Source organism: Actinocorallia herbida (assembly GCF_003751225.1).
Lineage (GTDB): Bacteria > Actinomycetota > Actinomycetes > Streptosporangiales > Streptosporangiaceae > Actinocorallia > Actinocorallia herbida.
This window is the reverse complement of the sequence record NZ_RJKE01000001.1, coordinates 919,006-941,033: the sequence shown is the minus strand read 5'-3', so window position 1 is coordinate 941,033 and position 22,028 is coordinate 919,006. Positions and strand designations below refer to the sequence as shown.

Below are 22,028 nucleotides of genomic sequence, written 5' to 3'. Positions count from 1 at the left end.
GGCCTGATCCCGCCGGGAACCGGCCGGTCATAGCGCGCGCAGCCCGTCGAGGACGCTCTGCAGCAGTGCGCGGTCGGTGTGCGGCCGGACCGGACCGGGCCGCCGCGCCACCTCGAGGAGCCCGAGGTGGATGAGCTCCCCCGCGAGCACCTTCACCACGCCGAGCGGCAGACCGAGGTCGGAGGCCAGGTCCGCCAGTACCGAGGACGCCCGGCAGAGCCGGAGCAGCCGGGTGTCCTCCCGGGACAGCCGGGTGCCCCAGGGCGGCTCCCGCCCCGTCGCCCGCAGGAGGGTCACCACGTCCAGGGTCGCCCCCCGGGGCCGTGTGCGGCCCCGGGTGAACGCGTAGGACCGCACCACGGGCCCCGCGTCGTCGTCGACCCACCGTTCGTCAAACCTCGCCATCGCCCGCCTCCGGTCCGCCCTGGCCGAACCGCTTGCGGCGCACCCGCCGCGGCAGGTCACCCCCGCGCGACGGGCGGGGCGGCACGATGTGGCCGTTGGTCGTCGGCTCCGCGGGCGGCGGCTCGGGGAAGAGGCCGCGGCCGAACTCCTGCGCCCGCCCGGCGGACGCCTCGGGGGCCGCGGGGGGCGCGGGGCGCTGCGGCGGCACGCCCTCCGGGGTGAACTCGGCGGTGAACCTGCCCGGCGCGTACCTGCCGTTCGGGCCCGTGCGGGGCGCCTCACCAGGGGTCGCGGCCTGCTCCAGCGCGGGCATCTGGCCCGCGGGCAGCCGCTCGGAGATCTGCGACTCGGGCACCACGAGGCGGTGCGGGATGAGCACGATCGCGGTGACGCCCCCGTAGGCCGACGGCTGGAGCGTCACCCGGATCCCGTGCCGGGCGGCGAGCCGGGAGACGACGAACAGGCCGAGCCTGTCGCTGTCGGCGAGGTCGAAGTCGGGCACCTCGATCAGGCGCCGGTTGAGCTCGGCGAACTCCTCCGGGGACAGGCCGACGCCCCGGTCGACGATCTCCACGGCGAACCCGTTGCCGACCGCCTCGCCGTGCACGAACACCTCGGTGGGCGGCGGCGAGTAGGCGGTGCCGTTCTCGACGAGTTCGGCCAGCAGGTGGATGACGTCGGTGACCGCGGCCCCGGCGAGCGCGACCGGCGCGTTGCAGGAGACCTCGACGCGCGTGTAGTCCTCGACCTCGGCGACGGCGCCGCGCAGGACGTCGGCGAAGTGGACGGGACGGCTCCACGCCCGCGCGGGCGCGGCCCCGGACAGGATGATCAGTCCCTCGGCGTGCCGCCGCATGCGGGTGGTGAGGTGGTCGAGCTGGAACAGGTCGTTCAGGGTGTCGGGGTCGGGCGCGCGCCGCTCCAGCGCGTCGAGCATCCGCAGCTGGCGGTGCAGCAGGGACTGGCTGCGCCAGGCGAGGTTGAGGAAGACCCGGCTGATGCCGTCGCGCAGGTGGGCCTCGCCGATCGCGGCCTCCAGGGCGGTGCGGCGGACCATGCCGAGCGCGTCGCCGACCGCGGCGACCTCGGTCGTGCGGCTCTCGACGCCGGGCGGCGGCAGCTCGGCCGACAGGTCGACCTTCTCGCCGCGGCGCAGCCTGCTGACGACCCAGGGCAGCCGGTGCTCGGCGAGTTCGCGGGCGGCGGTCTGGAGGTCCTTGATGTCGCGGGCCAGGCCGCGGCTGAGCCAGGCGCTCAGCACGATCGACAGGATGACGGCGAGGAGTCCGAGGCCGCCTGCGAGCCACAGACGGAAGTAGACGTCCTCGGTGATCTCGTCGGCCTCCGCGCGCAGCTTGCCGGCCGCGGCCTCCATCTGCGGGTCCCAGACGGCCATCAGGGCGGTCACCGTGGGCTCCCAGCCCTCCAGGACCGCCTTGGGCAGCCTGGGGGCCCCGACGGACTTCTGGACGGTGATCTCGAGGCCCATGAGCTGCTTGAAGCTCGGGTCGTTCATGATGGCCATGCCGTGCGGCTGGAGGTCGGCGCCGAGCCTCCCGATGGACATCTGGGTCATCTGGGTGTGGCCCATGAACCAGATGCCGAACTGCTGGTACTGCGGCACCGTCATCCGGCCGGCCCCGCCCGCCGCGATCGGCGCGACCAGGGCGTCCTCGCGAAGGATGAACTCGCGCGCCCAGGAGAAGGAGACCAGCGCCTCGGACTTCTCGTAGACCCGCACGGTGTCGGAGATGAGGAGGTCGTTCACCGCGGTGAGGCCCGCGAGGATGATCGGGCTGATCCCGGCCACCGCGTCGGCGGGCTTGAGCGCGCCGGAGTCGACCCCCGCGCGCACCTCGGGCAGCGCGTCGAGCGCCTCGGTGAAGGCGGCGAGCAGCTTCTGGGCGTCGGCGTCGGAGGCGTCGGCGACGTCACCGGTGAGCGCCTTGGCGCGGAAGTCCTCCTCGGCGTCGTCGACCGCGGCGCGCGCGGCGTTCAGCCGCTGGAAGGACGGGCCTCCCATGCCCTGGCCGCCCGCGAGGTGCAGGCCGCTCTGGCGGCGCTCGTCCTGGAGCGCGGCGACGAGGGCCCTGCCAGGGTCTCCCACCCCGTCATAGACGGTCTGGAGGCGGTAGGTGTCGACCGCGTCGGACAGGGTGACCCGCGCGGTGAACGCCCAGAGCACGATGAGCGAGAGCACGGGAATGACCAGGAGCAGTGCGATCCTGCTGCGGACGCCGAACGTCCGGGGCTTGGGCTTGGGCGAAGCCATGACACCTACGCAATCTTTCGATAGCCGTCATCTCACCGCCCCCTTGGGAGATCATCGTGCCCGTGCACGTGCAGCCGGGTCAACATTGATTCCTGTTAACATTTGAGGCTCTTGTTAACTGTGATGGCCGATAGCGGCCCGCACCTTTCAGACTCGGACTTCACGCACGAAAACTCCGCGTCATCGCCCGACCGAAACTCGGTGGGCAGGGAAATGGAAGGCGCGAGCGCACCCGTCGCCCTCATCCCGCGCGCGCACCCGGGGCCCACCCGGCCGCCGGCCCGCGCGGAGCACTCTTAACGCATACCGGAACGCCCTCGCGGCGCGTCAGCGGCGCGTGTACATGTAACCCAGGCGGCGCACGGTGACGATCCGGTCGCGGTACGGGCCGAGCTTTCCGCGCAGCCGGTGGATGTGCACGTCGACCGTGCGCACCGAGCCGGCCTCGGAGTAACCCCACACCGCGCGCAGCAACTGGACCCGCGAGTGCACCCGGCCGGGACTGGCCGTGAGGTGCGCGAGCAGCTCGAACTCCTGGTAGGTGAGGGGGATCTTCCGACCGTCCACGTGGGCGGACCGGGAAACCTCGTCCACGGTCAGGCCGTCGTGCACGATCCTTGTGTCGTCGGGGAGAACGGGCGCTACGGACACTTCGCCCTCCCTGCTCAGAGGCACGATGTGACCGACTATGACGAGGGCGCTGTCGGTGCCCTCCATGGGGACCACCCCGAGCAGCTGACCCTGGTCGGCGGGGATGCCCTCCACTTTCGCGGCGGCTGTCATGGCGTCCATGAACCGATATTACACACTAACTTGGTCGAGTATATAGAGTTACAGCGGCTTTCCCATGTGGAATCCTGGACCCGTGGGCTTCAACGACGTGATGGTCGTACGCGACAAGTCAAGGTCCAGGACGATCCGGCACTACCTCATGGCCGACGAGGAGCAGGTCATCGCGGTGCGCCGGCACCCCGCGGCGCTGCTGCGGCCGGTGGCCGAGGTGTTCGGCGGGCTCATCCTCGCCGGGGTGCTCAGCCGCTACTTCGGCGGCGGCATCCTCACCCTCATCGTGTGGTTCGGCTGGCTCTACCTCGTGGGCAGGCTCATCTGGCGGGTGCTGACCTGGTCGGTGGAGTTCTTCATCGTCACCGAGCGGCGGCTGATGTACATCCAGGGGCTCATCGCCCGGCGGGTCGGCATGATCCCGCTCAAGAAGGTGACCGACATCAAACTGGAGCGCCCGATCCAGGGCCAGTTCCTCGACTACGGCACCTTCATCATGGAGAGCGCCGGAGACGACCAGGCCTTCCGCGAGGTCACCTTCATGCCCTACCCCGAGCAGCTGTACTTCGACATCTCCTCGATGATCTTCCCCTCGCTCGACGAGGCGGGCGACTGACCCCGCGGACCCCGGGGGCGCGCGGGCGCCCCTCTACCCGCGCCTTACCCCGGCGGTATCCCCCTTTACCTAGACTGGCGCGCGACCAGAGCCCCCGATCCCTGGAGTTCCGACGTGCTTCGCGCCCGCGCCCTCCTCCCCGTCCTCGCGCTGACCCTCGCCGCAGTCACCGCCTGCGGCGCCGAGACGGACCCCGCCCCCGCCGAGACCGCCCCTTCGGCCGTCTCCCCCTCCACCGCGGGCACCGCCACGCCGGACGCCACCGGAACCACGGCTCCCGCGTTCGACGGCGAGGAGATCACGGTCACCGTCACCGGGAGCAAGGTCGCGCCCCGCCCGGCCGTCCGCGAGGTGGCCAAGGGCACGAAGATCCGGCTCACGGTCACCTCCGACGCCGCCGACGAGCTGCACGTCCACGGCTTCGACAAGGAACTCGAGCTCAAGGCCGGAGAGCCCGGCGTGCTGGAGTTCACCGCGGACCTGACCGGCAGGTTCGAGGTCGAGACCCACGGTTCCCACCTGCTGCTGTTCACGCTCCAGGTGTCCTGATGGTCCTCGCCCACGGCATCGGCGGGCGGCAGGACCTCCCGATCCCGCTGGAGTTCCTCATGGTCGGCGCCGCCCTCGCCGTCCTGGTCTCCTTCGCCGCGCTCGGGCTCACCTGGCAGAGGTCGAAGTTCCGCCCCGAGGCCGGCCGCCCGGTGCCGGAACGGTTCCAGTCCTTCGCCGACGCCCGCGCCACCCGGGTCGTGCTGAGGCTGGTCGGCGTGGTCGGCGCGGCCGCCACCGCGATCGCCGCGGCGTTCGGACCGTCGGGCAACGCCAACCCGGCCCCCTGGACGATCTACGTGATCTTCTGGGTCGGCCTGATCCCGCTCTCGCTGGCCTTCGGCCCGGTGTGGAGGCTGCTGAACCCGCTGCGCGCCGTGCACACCGGGATCGCCCTGCTCAGCGGCGGCAGGCCGCTGGCGAAACTCCCCGCGTGGCTCGGCTACTGGCCCGCGGCCTTCGGCCTGCTCGCCTTCACCTGGCTGGAACTCGTCGCCCCCGACCGGGTCGAGGGCTGGGCGCTGCTCACCTGGTTCGCGGTCTACGCCTCGATCATGATCATCGGATCGACGGTGTTCGGCGCGGAGTTCTTCGACAGGTCCGACCCGTTCGAGGTGTACTCCGCCTTCCTCGGCCGGATGGCCCCCCTCGGCCGCCGCTCCGACGGACGGCTGGTGTTCCGCAACCCGTTCGACGGCCTGGCCGGGCTCACCGCCGCGCCCGGGATCGTCGCGGTGCTGTGCGTCATGCTCGGCTCGACCGCCTACGACGGGTTCACCCGCTCGCCCTGGTGGGTCGGACAGGTCCAGGACGGGCCGCTGCCGCCGACCCTGATGAGCTCCCTCGGCCTCGCGGGCCTGATCCTCATCGTCGCGGCGACGTACTGGCTGTGCACCCGCCCGATCGGCCCGGGAGCCCCCGGTGCCCTCGCCCACTCCCTGATCCCGATCGCCGTCGGCTACCTCATCGCGCACTACTTCTCGCTGCTGTTCTACAGCGGGCAGAGCGCGGTGCTGCTGTGGTCCGACCCCTTCGGGACCAACGCCGACTACCTCGGTGTCGGGGACTACGCGGTGGACTTCGAACTGCTGCCGGTCTGGCTGCTCGCGGTGATCCGCGCGGCCGGCGTCGTCCTCGGGCATGTCCTCGGCGTGTTCGCCGCGCACGACAAGGCCGTCGCGCTGCTTCCGACCCGCCGCGCGCTGACCGGGCAGCTCCCGCTGCTGCTGCTCATGGTCGTCTACACCGTCGGCGGACTCTTCCTCCTCTTCGCAGCGTGACTCTGGGGCCCAGGGGCCGGGCGCTCGAGAACCCGGCTTCGCCGGGGCGCCCGACCCCTGGGCCAGCGACTCTTGGGCCCAGGGGCCGGGCGCTCGAGAACCCGGCTCCGCCGGGGCGCCCGGCCCCTGGGCCCGTGGCCCTTCGGGTCAGGAGTCGAAGCCGAGACCGATCTTGTCCAGGGTGCGCAGCCAGAGGTTGCGCCTGCCCTGGTTGGCGTCGGCCCGCGCGATCGACCAGCGGGTGAGCTGGATCGCGCCGAACCGGAACGGCTCGGGCGGGAACGGGAGCGGCTTGCTGCGGACCATGTCCAGCCGCGTCCGCGCGGTCCGCTCCCCCGGTCGGAGGCCGACCCCGAGGTGGTCGAGGATCACGTCGGCGCCGAACCTGGTCGCGCCGACGCCGAGGCCGGTGTAGCCCGTCGCGTAAGCGAGGCGGCCGCCCATCGCGGTGCCGTAGAAGGCGCAGAAGCGGCTGCACGTGTCGATCACCCCGCCCCAGGCGTGGGTGAAGCCGATCCCCTCCAGCTGCGGGTAGGTGCGGAAGAAGTGCGACGACAGCCGCGCGAACGTCTCGGGCCGGGACTCGAGCTCGTGCCGCAGGCCGTTGCGGAAGTGGTAGATCGCGTCGTAGCCGCCCCACAGGATGCGGTTGTCCGCCGTCAGCCGGTAGTAGTGGAACTGGTTGGCCGAGTCGCCGATGCCCTGCCTGTTCCGCCAGCCGAGCGAGTCGAGCTGGGCGTCGGTCAGCGGCTCGGTCATCAGGGCGTAGTCGTAGACGGGGACGACGTAGTGCTTGAGCCGCTTGAGGAGCGGCGGGAAGACGCCGGTGCCGAGCGCGACCCTACCCGCGCGGATCGCGCCGTAGGGCGTCCGCAGCACGATGCCCTCGCGCGTCTCGGAGAGGGCGGTGACGGGGGTGCGCTCGTAGATCCGGACGCCGAGGGCCGCGCAGGCGTCCCGCAGACCCCAGGCGAGCTTCGCCGGGTGCAGCATCGCCGCGCCGTCGACGTCCCAGAGGCCGCCGAGGTAGGTGGGCGAGTCGATCTCCGCGCGGACCTCGTCCCGGTCGAGCAGCCGCAGGTCGTGGCCGAGGCGGGTGCCGTGCTCGGCCTCCTCGGCGAGGTCGGCGAGCTGCCATTCCTCGGTGGCGACGTGCAGTTCCCCGGTGAACTCGAAGTCGCAGTCGATGCCGTACCGGGTGACGGCGTCGGCGATGCCCTGGAGGTTCTCCTTGCCGAGCCGCTCCAGCTCGCCGATCTGGCCGGGCCAGCGCGCCATGCCGTTCCACAGGCCGTGGGTGAGGGACGCGGCGCAGAATCCGCCGTTGCGCCCTGAGGCCGCGCCGCCCACGAGTTCGGCCTCGACGAGGACCACGTCCAGGGACGGGTCGCGCTCCTTGGCCATGAGGGCGGTCCACAGTCCTGTGTATCCGCCGCCGATCACGGCGAGGTCGCAGGTGGTCGTCTCCACCAGCGACGGGAGGGGCTCGGGACGAGCCGGGTCTTCGAGCCAGTAGGAGGTCGGCTCGGCTTGCGCCAGTGCCTTCAGCGCATTCACATTTCCCTTCTCCTGTGTCCCCTGGGCCGCCGGCCGGGGCCCGCCCTCTTCAGGCGGGGCTTCCCCGGCGGCGACTAGGGTCACTTCTCAGGTTGTTCTGCGTCGACGTGCCGCGACGAGGTTGTAGAGCGCGACCAGCACGCCGACCGCGAAGATCAACGTGCCCATGACGTTGACCTGGGGCGGAGTCCCCGTTCTCGTGGAACTCCATACCCACAGCGGGAACGTTACCGTCGACCCGCTGGTGAAATTGGTGATCACGAAGTCGTCGACGGACAGGGCGAAGGCGAGCATCGCCCCGGCCATGACGCCCGGCATGATCATCGGGAGGGTCACCAGCCGGAACGTGGTCCAGCCGGAGGCCCCGAGGTCGGCCGCGGCCTCCTCCAGGGAGGGGTCGAGGCCGACGACCCGCGCCCGGACCGTCACCGCGACGAACGCGATGGAGAACATCACGTGAGCCAGCAGGATGGTGACGAACCCGCGGGGGGTGTTGAACTGCACGAACATCGCCAGGAGCGAGGAGCCCATGACGAGTTCGGGCGTCGAGATGGCGGCGAAGAGCACGAGGTTGGAAACGCCCTGGCCCTTGAACCTGAACCTGCCGAGCGCGAGCCCGGCCATGGTGCCGATCACCGTCGTGATCACCGTGCTGAGCAGCGCGATGAGCAGCGAGTTGACCAGTGCCTGGGTGAGGTCCTCCTTGTCGAACAGCTGGGCGTACCACTTGACCGTGAAGCCCTCCCAGACGAAGTTCTGCTTGGAGGTCGTGTCGTTGAAGCCGAACGCGATCATGACCGTGATGGGCAGGATCAGCCAGCCGACGAGCACCAGCGTGTAGAGGTGGAGGAAGCGTCCCTTGAGGAGTCTCATCGTCCCGCCGCCTCCAGGACGTCCTTGGTGCCGAGCAGCCGCGCGTACAGGAAGATCCCGACGAGCAGGGCTCCCATGAGGGTGAACGACAGCGCCGAGGCCATCGGGTAGTCGCTGTTGTTGAAGTACTCGAGGTAGATGACGTTGCCGATCATGACGTTGCCGCTGCCGCCCAGCACGTCGGCGTTGACGTAGTCGGCGGAGATCGGGATGAAGGTCATCACGACCCCGGCGAACACGCCGGGCAGCGACAGCGGCAGGACCACCCGCAGGAACGTCTGGACGCGCGAGGCGTACAGGTCCTGGGCCGCTTCGAGGAGCCGGTGGTCGATCTTCTCCAGCGCGACGTAGATCGGCAGCACCATGAACGGCAGGAAGTTGTAGGTCAGGCCGCAGATCACCGCGAACGTGGTGCCGAGGACGTGGAAGTCCTGCGCCAGCAGTCCCCAGTCCTTGAGCGTGCCGAGCACGATGCCGTTGTCGGCGAGCACGAACTTCCAGGAGACCGTGCGCAGGATGAACGACACGAAGAACGGCAGCAGCATGAGGAACAGGTACGTCGACTTGTTCCGGCCCGCCTTGAACGCGATCCAGTAGGCCGCCGGGTAGGCGAGCGCGATGCACGCCGCCGTCGCCAGCAGGCCGTACCAGAGCGACCTGGCGAACTTGTCGCCGTAGGTGGACAGCCCCTCGGTGTAGTTCTGCCAGTGGAACGTGAAGGCGAACCCGTCGATCAGGTTGCCCTCCATCAGGGAGAAGGAGAGCATCATGATGATCGGCACCGCGAAGAACACGGTGAGCCAGAGTCCTCCCGGCAGGATCAGGAGGTAGGGGGTAAGACGCCGCCGCACCTTACGAACCCTGCGGGATCGGGGTGAAGACGCTCTGGTACTGCTCCTTCTCCGCCTGGGTGAGGGTCCGGTAGCGGCGCAGCTTCGCCAGGTCGGCGTCGGTCGGGTACACCAGCGGGCTCTCGATGAGGGCCTCCAGCGTCTCCTTGTCCTCGCCGGACGCGGCGTCGGCGTCCTGCCGGATGAACTCCTTGGTGCCGGGCACCGGCGTGATGTAGTTGATGTACTCCGTCAGCGTGGCGTTGGCCCGCGGGTCGTACAGCCAGTTCATCAGCTCCAGCGCGTCCACCGGGCTCTCGGCGGTGGACGGGATGCACAGGTTGTCCGTCCAGATCGTGCCGCCCTCTTCGGGGATCACGAACTTCACCTCGGGACCGGCGAGGCTGTAGGCGTCACCGGACCAGGCCATGGTGATCCACACGTCACCCTTGGTGACGGCCTCGATGTAGTCCTGGGTGTAGTACTTGCGCACCAGCGGGCGCTGCTCGCGCAGCTTGGCGGCCGCCTTCGCCCAGTCGTCGGGGGTGGACTTCTCGGGGTCGACGCCGGTCAGGAACATGCCGACGTTGCCGAGCTCCTGGGAGTCGCCCATCATGCCGATCTTGCCCTCGTACTTGGGGTCGAGGAGGTCGGCCCACTTGGTGATGGGCTCCTTCACGTACTTGGTGTTGTACGCGATGCCCGTGATGCCCGAGGTGTAGGGGATCGTAAAGGTGTTGTCCGGGTCGTACGACGGGTTCTTGAACGAGGCGCCCGCGTTCGCCGCGAAGTTCGGCAGCTTGGCGTGGTCCAGGGGCACGAGGTAGCCGAGCTGGCGGCACTGCTCCAGCTGGATGCCGTTCGACATGACCATCAGGTCGAAGCCGATCGACTGCTTGGCGCGCAGCGGGGCGTCGATCTTGCCGAACCACTCGGCGTTCTCGTTGATGACCTCCTTGTAGGTCACCTCGATGCCGGTGGCCTTGGTGAACGCCTTGAGCGTCGCCCGGTCGTCCTCCATGTAGCCGACCCAGTTCGCCCAGTTGAGCTTGCCGGTCCTGGTCTTGCCGGCCCAGTACTTCTCGACCTCGGACCGGGTGACGTTCTGCTTGCCGCCCTGGCCCTCGACACCGCACGCGGCCGCGGCCATGCCGACGGCGCCGATGCCCATGAGGCGCAGGAAGTCGCGGCGGTGGGTCAGGCCGCGGCGCAGGAGGGGGTTGATCTCGTTCATGTGCTTCAGGCTCCGATCGCGTAGGAGTGCCGCGGTTCCCACGACAGCCAGACGCTGTCCCCCCGAACGGCGATGTCATCGGCGTCCGAGGCGTTCTGGGTGAACACCGTGATGGTGGTCCCGAGGGACGTCCGGACGTTGTAGTTGGTGCTGGTGCCGAGGTAGACGACCTCGGTGACGGTGCCGCGCAGCCTGCTGCGGTCGGCCCCCGGCTCTTCGACGCGCATGTCGATCTTCTCGGGCCGGACCGTCAGCTCCAGGTCCGCGCCCATCACGGCGTCCCCTGCGGGGACCACGATGCGCTCGGCGTCACCGAGCCCGATCACCGCGACGCCGTCGCGCAGCTCGGTGACGGTGCCGGACAACAGGTTGGAGGTGCCGATGAACCCTGCGACGAACTTCGACCCGGGGTGCTCGTAGATCTCGCGCGGGCTGCCGAGCTGCTCGACCCGCCCGTCGTTCATGACCGCGATCCGGTCCGACATCGTCAGCGCCTCGCCCTGGTCGTGGGTGACGAAGACGAAGGTGATGCCGACCTCGCGCTGGATGCGCTTCAGCTCGACCTGCATGCTCTGGCGCAGCTTGAGGTCGAGGGCGGCGAGCGGCTCGTCGAGCAGGAGCGCGCGCGGGTCGTTGACGAGCGCGCGGGCGAGCGCGACGCGCTGCTGCTGGCCGCCGGAAAGTTCGGCGGGGCGGCGCTTCTCCCGCCCGGCCAGGCCCACGATCTCCAGCATCTCGCCGACCCTGCCCGCGGCCTCGGCCTTGGCCACGCCCTTGCGGCGCAGCCCGAACGCGACGTTGTCGGCGACCGTCATGTGCGGGAAGAGGGCGTACGACTGGAACACCATGTTCACGTCGCGTTTGTTCGGCGGCACACCCGTCACGTCCTTGCCGTGCAGGCGCACCTCGCCCGACGTCGGCTCGTCGAAACCGGCGATCATCCGCATCGTCGTCGTCTTGCCGCAACCGGACGGCCCGAGAAGGGAGAAGAACTCCCCCTCCTCGATCCGCATGTCAACGCCCTTGACCGCCCGGACCGTCTCACCGTTGCCGGTGAACTCCTTGACGAGGCCGACCAGTTCGATGGCGGGGAGAACGGACTGGGTCTCCGTCATTACCACTTGTCCTTCGGGGGGTCGTGCGCGGGGAGGGGGCGCGGGGGCCCGCCGCCTCCGTGGTGCGGATCTTTCCTGGGGGACCGACCCGGGCTCGGGGGGAGCCCGGGGTGTCCGCGGCGCCGGGAGACGGCGCGGACGAATGGTTTTATATCCGACTTTTGTTACCGGCCGATGTAGTGCATGACGTGCTTGATCCGGGTGTAGTCCTCGAAGCCGTACATCGAGAGGTCCTTGCCGTACCCGGAGTGCTTGAAGCCGCCGTGCGGCATCTCGGAGACGAAGGGGATGTGGGTGTTCACCCAGACGACCCCGAAGTCGAGCCGCTTCGTCATCCGCATCGCCCTGCCGTGGTCCTTCGTCCACACGCTGGACGACAGGCCGTACTGGACGCCGTTGGCCCAGCGGACCGCCTCGTCCTCGTCGGAGAACGACTGCACGGTCATCACGGGGCCGAAGATCTCCTCCTGGACGTGCTCGTCGTCCTGGCGCAGGCCCGAGATGACCGTCGGGGCGAAGAAGTAACCGCGGTCGCCCACCTGGGCGCCACCGGTCTCGACCGTCGCGTGGCCGGGCACCCGGTCGAGGAAGCCCTGCACGCGCGCGAGCTGGCCGGCGTTGTTGACGGGGCCGAAATAGGCGTCCGGGTCGTCCGGGCCCGCAGTCTTGAGCGCCGCCGCGGCCTCGGCCAGCGCCGCGGTGAAGTCGGCGGCGATGCGCTCGGACACCAGGACGCGGGTGGCCGCGGTGCAGTCCTGGCCCGCGTTGAACAGGCCGGACCCGGCGATGCCCTCGGCCGCCGAGGCGATGTCGGCGTCGTCGAAGACCACGACCGGGGCCTTGCCGCCCAGCTCCAGGTGCACCCGCTTGAGGTCGCGCGCCGCCGAGGCGGCCACCTCCTTGCCCGCGCGGACCGAGCCGGTGATCGACACCATCTGCGGGGTCGGGTGCTCCACCAGCGCGCGGCCGGTCTCCCGGTCGCCGGTGACGACGTTGAGCACGCCCGGCGGCAGGAACTCGGCGGCGATCTCGGCGAGCAGCAGCGTGGAGACCGGCGTCGTGTCCGACGGCTTGAGCACCACCGTGTTGCCCGCCGCGATCGCCGGGGCGAACTTCCACACCGCCATCATCATCGGGTAGTTCCACGGGGCGACCTGCCCGACGACGCCGATCGGCTCGCGCCGGATCGAGGAGGTGTGGTCGGCCAGGTACTCCCCTGACGACCTGCCCTCCAGCACGCGGGCGGCGCCGGCGAAGAACCGGATGTTGTCGACCATCGGGCCGATCTCCTCGTCCACCGTCAGCTGGTAGGGCTTGCCGGTGTTCTTCACCTCCGCCCTGGCGATCTCCTCGCCGCGCGCCTCGACCGCGTCCGCGAACCTGAGGAGCGCGAGGCCGCGCTCCTTGGGAGTGGCGTCCCGCCAGCCCTCGAACGCCGTGGACGCCGCCGCGTAGGCCGCGTCGAGATCGGCCTTGCCGGAGACCGGCGCCTGGGCGTACACCTCACCCGTGCTCGGGTCGATGACGTCGGAGACCGCGCCACCCGCCGCCTCGACGTACTCGCCGTTCACGAAGTTGCGCAGTTGCGCCTTGCCGGTCATCTTCGACCTCCGCAGGTGGTCCCGTAATCGCTTGACTTTCGCAGAGCATAACGGCGGGGACAAGTGATTCCGTTGTTACAATCGCATTTCTCGACGGATTCAATCGGCAAGACCGCGATTCGTTGCCGTAATGTGCTGCCGCCTGCCCTGACATGGGAGGGCTTCCCTCCCGTCCGCACGGCCGCGCCGCGCACGTCACCCCTGGCCAGACGGGAGGATGGACCCATGAGCGAGCCCCCGCGCCCAGCCCGTGTCCAGCTCGACGCGATCTCCAAGCAGATCATCGAGCAGCTCCAGCAGGACGGGCGGCGCTCCTACGCGGCGATCGGCAAGGCCGTGGGCCTGTCCGAGGCCGCCGTCCGCCAGCGCGTCCAGCGACTGCTGGACACGGGCGTCATGCAGATCGTCGCGGTCACCGACCCGCTCATGCTCGGCTTCAGCCGGCAGGTGATGATCGGCGTGCGGTGCGAGGGCGACCTCACCCGGGTCGCCGACGACCTCGCGGCCATGCCCGAGATCGACTACGTCGTCATCACCGCGGGCTCCTTCGACCTCATGGTCGAACTCGTCGCCGAGACCGACGAGCAGCTCCTGGAGATCCTCGGCCGTATCCGCGCCGTGCCGTCCGTGGTCGGCACCGAGAGCTTCGTCTACCTCAAGCTCCGCAAGCAGACCTACAGCTGGGGCACCCGTTAACGGCCCTGAGCGGGCTCCAGGGCCTTGGCGAGGCGCCGGGCGTAGTCGGCCTGCTCGGCGTCGGACTCGTACCGCTGACGGGGCCAGAAGAAGCCGCGCAGGCCGTCCTTGCGGTTGCGGGGGACCACGTGCGCGTGCAGGTGGGGCACGCTCTGGCTGACGCGGTTGTTCATCGCCACGAACGTGCCCGCCGCGTCAAGGCCCGACTCGACGGCGCCGGCGATCCGCTGGACGACGGCGAAGAAGGGGCCGATCTCGGCGGGGGGCAGGTCGGTCAGGGTCTCGTGGTGGGCGCGCGGCACGACCAGCGTGTGGCCCTTGAACACCGGCCGGGCGTCGAGGAACGCCACGGCCTCCGGGACGTCGAGGACGACGTGCGCCGCGACCTCTCCGGCGATGATCCGGCAGAACACGCAGTCGCTCATGCCGCCCCACCCTAACCGGGAGGCCGCGTCCCGCCCCGGACCGGGCCTGGACGTCCGTCAGGACCGCGCGGAGCCGCCCTCGGCACCGCCGGCGCCCGCGAACACGTCGGGCTCTTCGGCGGGCTCCTCGTCGGCCACAGGCTCCGCGTCGGCTTCCGTGTCCGTGTCCGCGTTTGCGGTCTCTCCGTCGGCTTCCGCCGCGAGAGGGGACTCGCCGTCCGCGCCGTCCGCTCCTTCGCCGGGTGAAACCGTCTCGGCGGTCTCCCCCGCCGTCATGGAGTCGTCGCCTTCGGCGGACTCGGCCACGGGATGCTCGCCCGCCTCGCCCGGCCCGTCCGCGGGCGCGGCCCCGTCCCGGCCGTCGGGCCCCGCGGGGACCTGCTGAAGGTGGTCCAGTGCGGCGGCGAGCTCGTTGAGGAAGCGGTCGACCGCGGGCTCGGCGTAGCCCGCCCGCCAGAAGACCCCGCCGAAGACGGCCTCGCGCACCGCGCGGCCCGAGACCGCGGGCCCCTCGCCGCGCAGGCCCGCGAGGACCCGGTCGAGGAAGGCGTCGACGTCGCGCTCGCGGTAGGCGGCGCGGACCCTGGTGACCGGGAACTCCGCTTCGGACACCCACCGCACCAGCCACGGCACCTGGCCGGACACCGTCTCGGTGTAGGGGTCGGCGTCGCCGCGCTCGCGGTGCTCCAGCTGCCGCACGTACTCCAGCAGCGCGGCGTCCACCGCGAGCCGGTCGTAGCCGTGCAGGACCACGCCCAGCCTGGTCTCGCGCAGCTCGGCCGCGGTGATCGGCGGCACCGGCTCCTCGTGGACGCCCAGCGCCCCCTCGATCCGGACGATCAGCGCGTCGACCTCGCTGGCGAAGTAACCGCGCAGCGCGCGGGGAAACCTGGCCACCGGTGGAACTCCTTCGGACGTCAGCTCTGGGTCGCCGCGGCGAGCTGGCCACAGGCGCCGTCGATCTCCCGGCCACGGGTGTCGCGGACGGTCACGGCGACGCCGTGCGCCTCGAGGCGACGGACGAACTCACGCTCGTCCTCCGGCCGCGAAGCCGTCCACTTCGACCCGGGTGTCGGGTTCAACGGGATCAGATTGACGTGAACGAGCTTGCCTTTCAAGAGCTTCCCGAGCAGATCGGCCCGCCACGCGTGGTCGTTGACGTCCTTGATCAGGGCGTACTCGATCGACACCCTTCGTCCGGATTTCCTGGCGTATCCGAACGCGGCGTCCAGGACCTCGCGCACCTTGAACCGGGTGTTGATCGGGACCAGGGTGTCGCGCAGCTCGTCGTCGGGGGCGTGCAGCGAGACCGCCAGCCGCACCGAGAGGCCCTCTTCGGTGAGCTTGTGGATCGCGGGCACCAGGCCGACCGTCGAGACCGTCACGCCACGCTGGGAGATGCCCAGGCCCGACGGGGACGGCTCGGTGATCCGCCGCACGGCGCCGAGCACCGCCTTGTAGTTGGCCAGGGGCTCGCCCATGCCCATGAAGACGATGTTGCTCACGCGTCCGGGGCCGCCCGCGATGTCCCCGCGGTTCAGCGCCCGCTGGCCCCCCGCGACCTGCTCGACGATCTCCCCGGTCGACAGGTTGCGGGTCAGCCCGGCCTGCCCGGTGGCGCAGAACGGGCAGTTCATCCCGCATCCGGCCTGTGAGGAGACGCACATGGTCACCCGCTCGGGGTACCGCATGAGCACCGACTCGAACAGCACCCCGTCGAAGGCCTTCCAGACCGTCTTGTGGGTCTTGCCGCCGTCGCAGGCCAGATCGCGCACCGAGGTGAGCAGCCGGGGCAGCAGCTCGGGGCCGAGCTTGTCGCGCAGCTTCTGCGACAGGTCGGGCATCTCCGCGGGATCGCTGATCAGCCTCTCGAAGTAGTGCCGGGACAGCTGGTCGGCCCGGAAAGGCTTCTCCCCCAGGGCCGCGACCGCCTCGCGCCGCTCGGCGACCGTGAGGTCGGCGAGATGGCGCGGCGGCTTGGCGCGGCGCGGCCCCGCGAAGATCAGCTGACCGGGACGGCGCGGCGCCACGGCCTGGCGCTGCGCCTCCGGGTCGGTGTTCTCCGGCTGCTGCGGCTCCGCCTGCTCGGGCGCTACCTGGGAAGACATGCTTTCAGTGTCGCTCATCGCAGGAACGCCTCGAACAGGATCCAGGCCACCGGGACCGTGATCAGCAGCGAGTCGAGCCGGTCCATCACCCCGCCGTGGCCGGGCAGCAGCGTGCCGAGGTCCTTGATGCCCAGATCCCGCTTGATCATCGACTCGACGAGGTCGCCGAGCGTCGCCGTCAGCACCACGCAGGCGCCGAGGATCACGCCCTGCCACCACTGGCCGTCGAGCCGCCAGGTCAGCAGCCACGCGCCCACCGCCATGCAGGTGATCGCCGAGCCCGCGAAACCCTCCCAGGTCTTCTTCGGGCTGATCTTGGGGGCGATCTTGTGCTTGCCGAGGTAGGCGCCGACGAAGAAGCCGCCGATGTCGCTGGCCACGGTGACCGCGATGAACACGGTGATCCGGTCCGCGCCGTCGGGATGGGCCAGCATGAGCATGGCGAACCCGACGAGGAACGGCAGGTACACCACGGTGAAGACCGCCGCGGTGACATCGCGCACATAACCCGCCGCGCCGTCCTTCATCCGCCAGATCAGCGTGACGAGGACGGTCATCGCCAGGGTGACGGCCATGCCGCCGGTGCCCTGGTAGAACGCCGCCGGCAGCATCGCCGCGCTGCCCAGGGCGACCGGGAGCATCGGCACGGCGATGTCGCGCGTCGCGAAGGCGCCCGTGAGCTCGCGCAGCGCGACCGCGCCGAACACGAGCAGGACGACCATGAAGGATTCACGGACGGTGTAGAGCGAGACCAGCACGAGGGTGCCGAGCCCCGCTCCCACACCGACGGCCACCGGGACGTTGCGCCCCGGGTTGCGCTTGGTTGTGGGCTCCACTGCCTGCGTCATCAGACTTCGAGGAGTTCGGCCTTCTTGTGCTCAAGAAGGGCGTCGATCGAGGCCACGTACCGCTTCGTCGCCTCGTCCAGTTCCTTCTCCGCACGCCGGACCTCGTCCTCACCCGCCTCGCCGTCCTTGACGAGCTTGTTGAGCGTGTCGTTGGCCTTGCGGCGGATGTTGCGGATCGAGACCTTGGCGTCCTCGGCCTTGCCGCCCGCGATCTTGATGTACTCCCTGCGGCGCTCCTCCGAGAGCTCCGGGAAGACCACCCTGATGACCACGCCGTCGTTGCCCGGGTTCACCCCGAGGTCGCTGTTGCGGATCGCCTTCTCGATCGCCGACATGGAACCCTTGTCGAACGGCTGGATGACGACCATGCGGGGCTCGGGGAGATGGAAGGACGCGAGCTGGTTCACCGGGGTGAGGGCACCGTAGTACTCCACCAGGATCTTGTTGAACATCGCGGGGGTGACCCGGCCCGTGCGGATGCCGGCGAAGTCGTCCTTGGCGACCGAGACCGCCTTGTCCATCTTCTCCTCGGCTTCGAAGAGGATCTCGTCGATCACTGCGTTGGCTCCCGTCTTAGTTCTGTGCCGGGCTGACGAGGGTGCCGATCTTGTCACCCCGGACCGCCCGCACGATGTTGCCCTTGCCCATCAGGTCGAAGACCACGATGGGAAGGCCATTGTCCATGCACAGGCTGATCGCCGTCGCGTCCATCACCTTGAGACCCCGCTGGAGGACCTCGCCGTAATCAAGGCTGTCGAAGCGGACGGCGTCCGGGTTCGTCCGGGGATCGGCGTCGTAGACCCCGTCCACCTGCGTGCCCTTGAGGACGGCGTCGGCGCCGATCTCCAGCGCGCGCTGGGCGGCACAGGTGTCGGTGGAGAAGAAGGGCTGGCCGAGGCCCGCACCGAAGATGACCACGCGGCCCTTCTCCAGATGGCGGACGGCCCGGCGGGGGATGTAGGCCTCGGCGACCTGCGCCATGGTGATCGCCGTCTGGACCCGGGTCTCGACCCCGAGCCGCTCCAGGAAGTCCTGGAGGGCGAGGCAGTTGATCACGGTGGACAGCATGCCCATGTAGTCGCCGCGGTTGCGGTCCATGCCCCGGGCGGACAGTTCCGCGCCGCGGAACATGTTGCCGCCGCCGCAGACGATGGCCACCTCGATGCCGTCGTCGACCGTGGTCTTGATCGACTCGGCGATCGTCTGCACGACGGTGGCGTCGATGCCGAGCGGCTGGCCGCCCGCGAACGCCTCGCCGGACAGCTTCAGCAGCACCCTGCGGGTGCGGACATGCGGGGAGGCCGTCGCTGCGTCGGTCTCAGGGTTCTCGGGCACGGCGACGGCCTCCTAGGCATTGCTCACGTACTGTGTTCAGTTTCTCCCATTGACGGCCCGCACCCTCCGTTGGGGGGTGCGGACCGTCATGGGGGCGGTACCGCCGGTGGCGGGAGGATCAGGCCTGGCCGACCTTGAACCGCACGAAACGCTCGACCGTCACGCCGGCCTCTTCGAGGAGCTTGGCGACGGTCTTCTTGTTGTCCTTGACGAACGCCTGCTTGAGCAGGACGAAGTCCGCCAGGTAGGAGTTGACCCGACCCTCGACGATCTTGGCGATCGCGGCCTCGGGCTTGCCCTCCTCGCGGGTCTTGGTCTCAGCCAGGGCCCGCTCCTTCTCGATCACGTCGGCCGGGATCTCGTCGAAGGTGATGTACTTCGGCGACATGGCCGCGATCTGCTGCGCGATGTCCTTGGCCACGTCGGCGTTGGGGGCCGACAGCTGGACCAGCACACCGGTGGTCGGCGGGAGCTGCGGGTCCGACTTGTGCAGGTAGCTGGCCACGTACGCGCCGGTGAAGTGCGCGAAGCGGCGCAGCTCGAGCTTCTCGCCGATGGTGGCCGAGTTCTCCTCGATGAGGAGCTGCACGGTCTTGCCCGGCTCGATCTCCGCGCCCAGCAGGGCCGGGACGTCGACGGCGCCGGACTCGGCCGCGAACTTCGTGATCTTGTCGGCCAGGGCCACGAAGGACTCCAGCTTGGCCACGAAGTCGGTCTCGCAGTTGAGCTCCAGCAGGGTGCCGTCGCCGTCGCCCTTGAAATACTCGGCCACGAGGCCGTTGCCCGCGGTGCGCTCGGCGCGCTTGCCGACATCCTTGGCGCCCTTGAGGCGCAGGATCTCGACGGCCTTCTCGAAGTCGCCCTCGGCCTCGGTGAGCGCGTTCTTGCAGTCCATCATTCCGGAGCCGGTGAGCTCACGGAGCCGCTTGACGTCGGCGGCGGTGAAGTTCGCCATGGTTCGCGTTCTTTCTTCGTCGTCGGGGAGAAGGACTTACTCGGCGGCCGGAGCCTCGGGCGCGGCCTCGGCCTCGGGGGCCTCGACGGCCGGAGCCTCGGCGGCTTCCGGAGCGGCCTCGACGGCGGCTTCGGCGGCAGGGGCCTCGGGGGCCTCCGGAGCGGCCTCGGCGGCCGGCGCGGCGGCGGCGGACTCGTCGTCCTTCTTGCCCTCGAGCAGCTCGCGCTCCCACTCGGCCAGCGGCTCGACGACCTCGGCGGCCTTGTCGGAGCCACCGCCGGAGCGGGCCAGCAGGCCGTCGGCGGCGGCGTCGGCGACGACGCGGGTCAGGATGCTGACGGCGCGGATGGCGTCGTCGTTACCCGGGATCGGGTAGTCGACCTCGTCGGGGTCGCAGTTGGTGTCGAGGATCGCGACGACGGGGATGTTGAGCTTCTTCGCCTCGTTGATCGCGATGTGCTCCTTCTTGGTGTCCACGATCCACACGGCGGAGGGGACCTTCGCCATGTCGCGGATACCGCCAAGGGTCTTCTCGAGCTTCTCCTTCTCGCGCTTGAGACCGAGCAGCTCCTTCTTCGTCATGCCGGAGCCGGCCACGTCGTCGAAGTCGAGGAGCTCGAGCTCCTTGAGGCGCTGGAGGCGCTTGTGCACGGTGGAGAAGTTGGTGAGCATGCCGCCCAGCCAGCGCTGGTTCACGTAGGGCATGCCGACGCGGGTCGCCTGCTCGGCGATGGCCTCCTGGGCCTGCTTCTTGGTGCCGACGAACAGGATCGTGCCGCCGTGCGCGACGGTCGCCTTGATGAACTCGAAGGCGCGGTCGATGTGGGCGAGCGACTGCTGCAGGTCGATGATGTAGATGCCGTTGCGCTCCGTGAGGATGAAGCGCTTCATCTTCGGGTTCCACCGACGCGTCTGGTGGCCGAAGTGGACGCCGCTTTCCAGCAGCTGTCGCATCGTGACGACGGGAGCCATACCCGTACTCCTTCTTCGTTTCGGTTGCCTGTCACGCCCGGACGCGCCCCGCTACGACCCTGCCGGGTTGCAGACCTGGGAGACGCGCCCCGCCCAAAAGCGGCGAGCGGACGCTGAGAATTCGGCCGGGATCGCGCATGCGCAGGGCAGAGTTCACCCGTCCGTTCCCCCAGTTTAGGGGAACGAGCGCCCCTACTCGAATCGGAGCGGTCGGCGGAGGCCGGAACGGTCGTCCACAGAACGCGATTCGGTGCCCTTTCGGAGGGTGGATCGAGCGCAGAGTGGTCACATGATCACGCCGTCCGCCGTACTCGTCGCCGTCCTCAGCGCGGCGCCGCCCCTTCCGTCGCCCGCCGGGTGGCCGCTGGAACCGCCGTTCTCCGTGGTGCGGGGGTTCGATCCTCCGGCCCGGGACTGGCTGGCCGGGCATCGGGGGGTCGATCTCCTGGCCGGCGCCCCGGGCGGCGCCCCGGGCGGCGCCGTCCTGGCGGGGGCCGAGGGGATCGTCACCTTTGCCGGGCCCGTCTTCACCCGGGGAGTGGTCACGATCTCCCATGGGGCTTACCGGACCACCTATGAGCCTGTTCTTCCGCTGGTGAGGCCGGGCGCCCGGGTCGTCGCCGGGCAGCGGATCGGGACTCTCGCGGCCGGGCCGTCCCACTGCGCTCCCGCGACCTGCCTCCACTGGGGGCTCCGGCACGGGGCGGCCTACCTGGATCCGCTCGGCCTGCCCGCGCCGCCCCCGATCATCCTGCTTCCGCTCGGTCCCTGAGCGGCGGAGCGCCTGGCCACGGGCCCCGTTCCGCGGCCTCGAAAAAATCTCTAAGAAAAGTCGCGGGAGCCGTCTGTCCGGGGCCGGGCTCTTCGTAGCACTGGTACGGCCGGAGAGACCGTGCCGGGAAACGGAGGAGAAGCCATGGACACCACGATCGACACGGCCTGCACCGCCGAGAGCCGCGTCACCCGTTCCCTGCTGGGCTACGGCGTCATCGCCGGGCCCGTGTACGTCACGGTCTCGGTGGCGCAGGGGCTGACGAAGGAGGGCTTCGACTTCGGACGGCACGCGTGGAGCATGCTCGCCAACGGCCCCTACGGCTGGATCCAGTCGGCGAACCTGCTCCTCACCGGCCTCATGGCGGCGGCCTTCGCCGTCGGGCTCGCGCGCGGCGGCGCGGGCCGGGGCGCCACGGTCCTCGTCGGCCTGTTCGCGGCGGGCATGGCCGGGGCCGGTCTCTTCCCCGCGGACCCCGGCTTCGGATTCCCCGCCGGCACCCCTGACGGGCCGGGCGCCCCCACCCTGAACGGCGCCCTGCACCTGGCGCTCTCCGGTGCCGGCCTCCTGTGCCTGGCCGGCGCCGCCGCGTTCCCGCTCGCACGCCGGTTCGCGCCCGTCGCGAGCCGCGTCGCCGGGGGCGCCCTGGCCGTCGGGTTCTGCTGCGTCGCGGCGGGGGCGGGCGCGGTTTGGGCGAATCTCGCCTTCACCGCCGCCGTGGTCGGCATCATGGGGTGGATGAGCGCGCTGGCCCTCCACGAGTACCGGCGCTGACCCCCCGCGAGCTCAGGCAGGAGACCCG

Annotated in this window: 23 protein-coding genes; 6 read left to right on the top strand and 17 right to left on the bottom strand. The window is 70.2% G+C overall.

The window, feature by feature from the left end; genetic code table 11:
* Positions 1–27: 27 nt before the first annotated feature.
* The 3 genes from EDD29_RS04600 to EDD29_RS04590 form a co-directional block, all read right to left on the bottom strand.
* Positions 28–405 carry a DUF742 domain-containing protein gene (locus tag EDD29_RS04600; RefSeq protein WP_123662606.1) on the bottom strand — a complete coding sequence of 126 codons (378 nt, stop codon included), beginning with the start codon at positions 403–405 and terminating at the stop codon, positions 28–30.
* Positions 392–2,677 carry a sensor histidine kinase gene (locus EDD29_RS04595; protein ID WP_123662604.1) on the bottom strand — a complete coding sequence of 762 codons (2,286 nt, stop codon included), beginning with the start codon at positions 2,675–2,677 and terminating at the stop codon, positions 392–394. The genes EDD29_RS04600 and EDD29_RS04595 overlap by 14 nt, the downstream gene beginning before the upstream one ends.
* 327 nt (positions 2,678–3,004) lie before the next feature.
* Positions 3,005–3,469, bottom strand: coding sequence for a winged helix-turn-helix domain-containing protein (locus EDD29_RS04590; RefSeq protein ID WP_123662602.1), 465 nt, complete (start codon positions 3,467–3,469; stop codon positions 3,005–3,007).
* Between the two features lie 73 nt (positions 3,470–3,542).
* Here EDD29_RS04590 and EDD29_RS04585 point away from each other — a divergent pair, with 73 nt between their 5' ends.
* From EDD29_RS04585 to EDD29_RS04575, 3 genes are all read left to right on the top strand, one after another.
* Entirely contained in the window at positions 3,543–4,076 is a 534-nt protein-coding gene (locus tag EDD29_RS04585; protein WP_246052509.1) for a PH domain-containing protein, read from the top strand.
* A gap of 114 nt (positions 4,077–4,190) precedes the next feature.
* Positions 4,191–4,625, top strand: coding sequence for a cupredoxin domain-containing protein (locus tag EDD29_RS04580; protein ID WP_123662599.1), 435 nt, complete (start codon positions 4,191–4,193; stop codon positions 4,623–4,625).
* Positions 4,625–5,905 carry a hypothetical protein gene (locus EDD29_RS04575; RefSeq protein WP_123662598.1) on the top strand — a complete coding sequence of 427 codons (1,281 nt, stop codon included), beginning with the start codon at positions 4,625–4,627 and terminating at the stop codon, positions 5,903–5,905. The genes EDD29_RS04580 and EDD29_RS04575 overlap by 1 nt, the downstream gene beginning before the upstream one ends.
* 147 nt (positions 5,906–6,052) lie before the next feature.
* On the opposite strand, the gene EDD29_RS04570 is transcribed toward EDD29_RS04575, so the two are convergent.
* The 6 genes from EDD29_RS04570 to EDD29_RS04545 all read right to left on the bottom strand — a co-directional run bounded on the left by EDD29_RS04570 (position 6,053) and on the right by EDD29_RS04545 (position 13,115).
* Complete coding sequence (locus tag EDD29_RS04570) at positions 6,053–7,462, bottom strand: NAD(P)/FAD-dependent oxidoreductase (protein ID WP_123662596.1); 1,410 nt, start codon at positions 7,460–7,462, stop codon at positions 6,053–6,055.
* 87 nt (positions 7,463–7,549) lie between these two features.
* Positions 7,550–8,335 (bottom strand): ABC transporter permease, encoded by a 786-nt coding sequence (locus tag EDD29_RS04565; RefSeq protein WP_123662593.1) that lies wholly within the window; start codon positions 8,333–8,335, stop codon positions 7,550–7,552.
* Positions 8,332–9,186: an ABC transporter permease gene (locus EDD29_RS04560; protein WP_246052508.1), complete on the bottom strand. Its 855-nt coding sequence runs from the start codon at positions 9,184–9,186 to the stop codon at positions 8,332–8,334. The genes EDD29_RS04565 and EDD29_RS04560 overlap by 4 nt, the downstream gene beginning before the upstream one ends.
* A 1-nt stretch (position 9,187) precedes the next feature.
* Positions 9,188–10,399 (bottom strand): ABC transporter substrate-binding protein, encoded by a 1,212-nt coding sequence (locus EDD29_RS04555; protein ID WP_170201286.1) that lies wholly within the window; start codon positions 10,397–10,399, stop codon positions 9,188–9,190.
* 5 nt (positions 10,400–10,404) lie between these two features.
* A complete protein-coding gene (locus EDD29_RS04550) occupies positions 10,405–11,514 on the bottom strand; it encodes an ABC transporter ATP-binding protein (protein WP_123662591.1) in 1,110 nt (369 codons plus the stop codon).
* A 164-nt stretch (positions 11,515–11,678) separates the two neighbouring features.
* Positions 11,679–13,115, bottom strand: a complete 1,437-nt coding sequence (locus tag EDD29_RS04545) for a gamma-aminobutyraldehyde dehydrogenase (protein ID WP_123662588.1) — start codon at positions 13,113–13,115, stop codon at positions 11,679–11,681.
* Between the two features lie 225 nt (positions 13,116–13,340).
* On the opposite strand from EDD29_RS04545, the gene EDD29_RS04540 reads away from it, so the two are divergent.
* Entirely contained in the window at positions 13,341–13,811 is a 471-nt protein-coding gene (locus EDD29_RS04540; RefSeq protein WP_123662586.1) for an Lrp/AsnC family transcriptional regulator, read from the top strand.
* Here EDD29_RS04540 and EDD29_RS04535 read toward each other — a convergent pair.
* The 8 genes from EDD29_RS04535 to rpsB all read right to left on the bottom strand — a co-directional run bounded on the left by EDD29_RS04535 (position 13,808) and on the right by rpsB (position 20,454).
* The gene (locus EDD29_RS04535) at positions 13,808–14,236 is read right to left on the bottom strand and encodes an HIT family protein (protein WP_123662584.1); all 429 of its coding nucleotides are present in this window, start codon (positions 14,234–14,236) and stop codon (positions 13,808–13,810) included. The genes EDD29_RS04540 and EDD29_RS04535 overlap by 4 nt on opposite strands.
* A gap of 57 nt (positions 14,237–14,293) precedes the next feature.
* The gene (locus tag EDD29_RS04530) at positions 14,294–15,133 is read right to left on the bottom strand and encodes a hypothetical protein (protein WP_123662582.1); all 840 of its coding nucleotides are present in this window, start codon (positions 15,131–15,133) and stop codon (positions 14,294–14,296) included.
* A gap of 20 nt (positions 15,134–15,153) precedes the next feature.
* Positions 15,154–16,344, bottom strand: coding sequence for a dual-specificity RNA methyltransferase RlmN (gene rlmN / locus EDD29_RS04525; RefSeq protein ID WP_123662580.1), 1,191 nt, complete (start codon positions 16,342–16,344; stop codon positions 15,154–15,156).
* A gap of 14 nt (positions 16,345–16,358) precedes the next feature.
* On the bottom strand, positions 16,359–17,180 hold the full coding sequence (locus tag EDD29_RS04520; protein WP_246052507.1) for a phosphatidate cytidylyltransferase: 822 nt from the start codon (positions 17,178–17,180) through the stop codon (positions 16,359–16,361).
* An 11-nt stretch (positions 17,181–17,191) separates the two neighbouring features.
* Positions 17,192–17,749: a ribosome recycling factor gene (gene frr, locus EDD29_RS04515; RefSeq protein ID WP_123662576.1), complete on the bottom strand. Its 558-nt coding sequence runs from the start codon at positions 17,747–17,749 to the stop codon at positions 17,192–17,194.
* Between the two features lie 16 nt (positions 17,750–17,765).
* A complete protein-coding gene (pyrH, locus tag EDD29_RS04510) occupies positions 17,766–18,527 on the bottom strand; it encodes a UMP kinase (protein ID WP_123662574.1) in 762 nt (253 codons plus the stop codon).
* 118 nt (positions 18,528–18,645) lie between these two features.
* Positions 18,646–19,482, bottom strand: a complete 837-nt coding sequence (tsf, locus tag EDD29_RS04505) for a translation elongation factor Ts (RefSeq protein WP_123662572.1) — start codon at positions 19,480–19,482, stop codon at positions 18,646–18,648.
* A gap of 36 nt (positions 19,483–19,518) precedes the next feature.
* A complete protein-coding gene (gene rpsB / locus EDD29_RS04500; RefSeq protein ID WP_123662570.1) occupies positions 19,519–20,454 on the bottom strand; it encodes a 30S ribosomal protein S2 in 936 nt (311 codons plus the stop codon).
* Between the two features lie 289 nt (positions 20,455–20,743).
* Here rpsB and EDD29_RS04495 point away from each other — a divergent pair, with 289 nt between their 5' ends.
* On the top strand, positions 20,744–21,226 hold the full coding sequence (locus tag EDD29_RS04495) for a M23 family metallopeptidase (protein WP_123662568.1): 483 nt from the start codon (positions 20,744–20,746) through the stop codon (positions 21,224–21,226).
* A 144-nt stretch (positions 21,227–21,370) separates the two neighbouring features.
* Complete coding sequence (locus EDD29_RS04490; RefSeq protein ID WP_123662566.1) at positions 21,371–22,000, top strand: DUF998 domain-containing protein; 630 nt, start codon at positions 21,371–21,373, stop codon at positions 21,998–22,000.
* Positions 22,001–22,028: the final 28 nt, after the last annotated feature.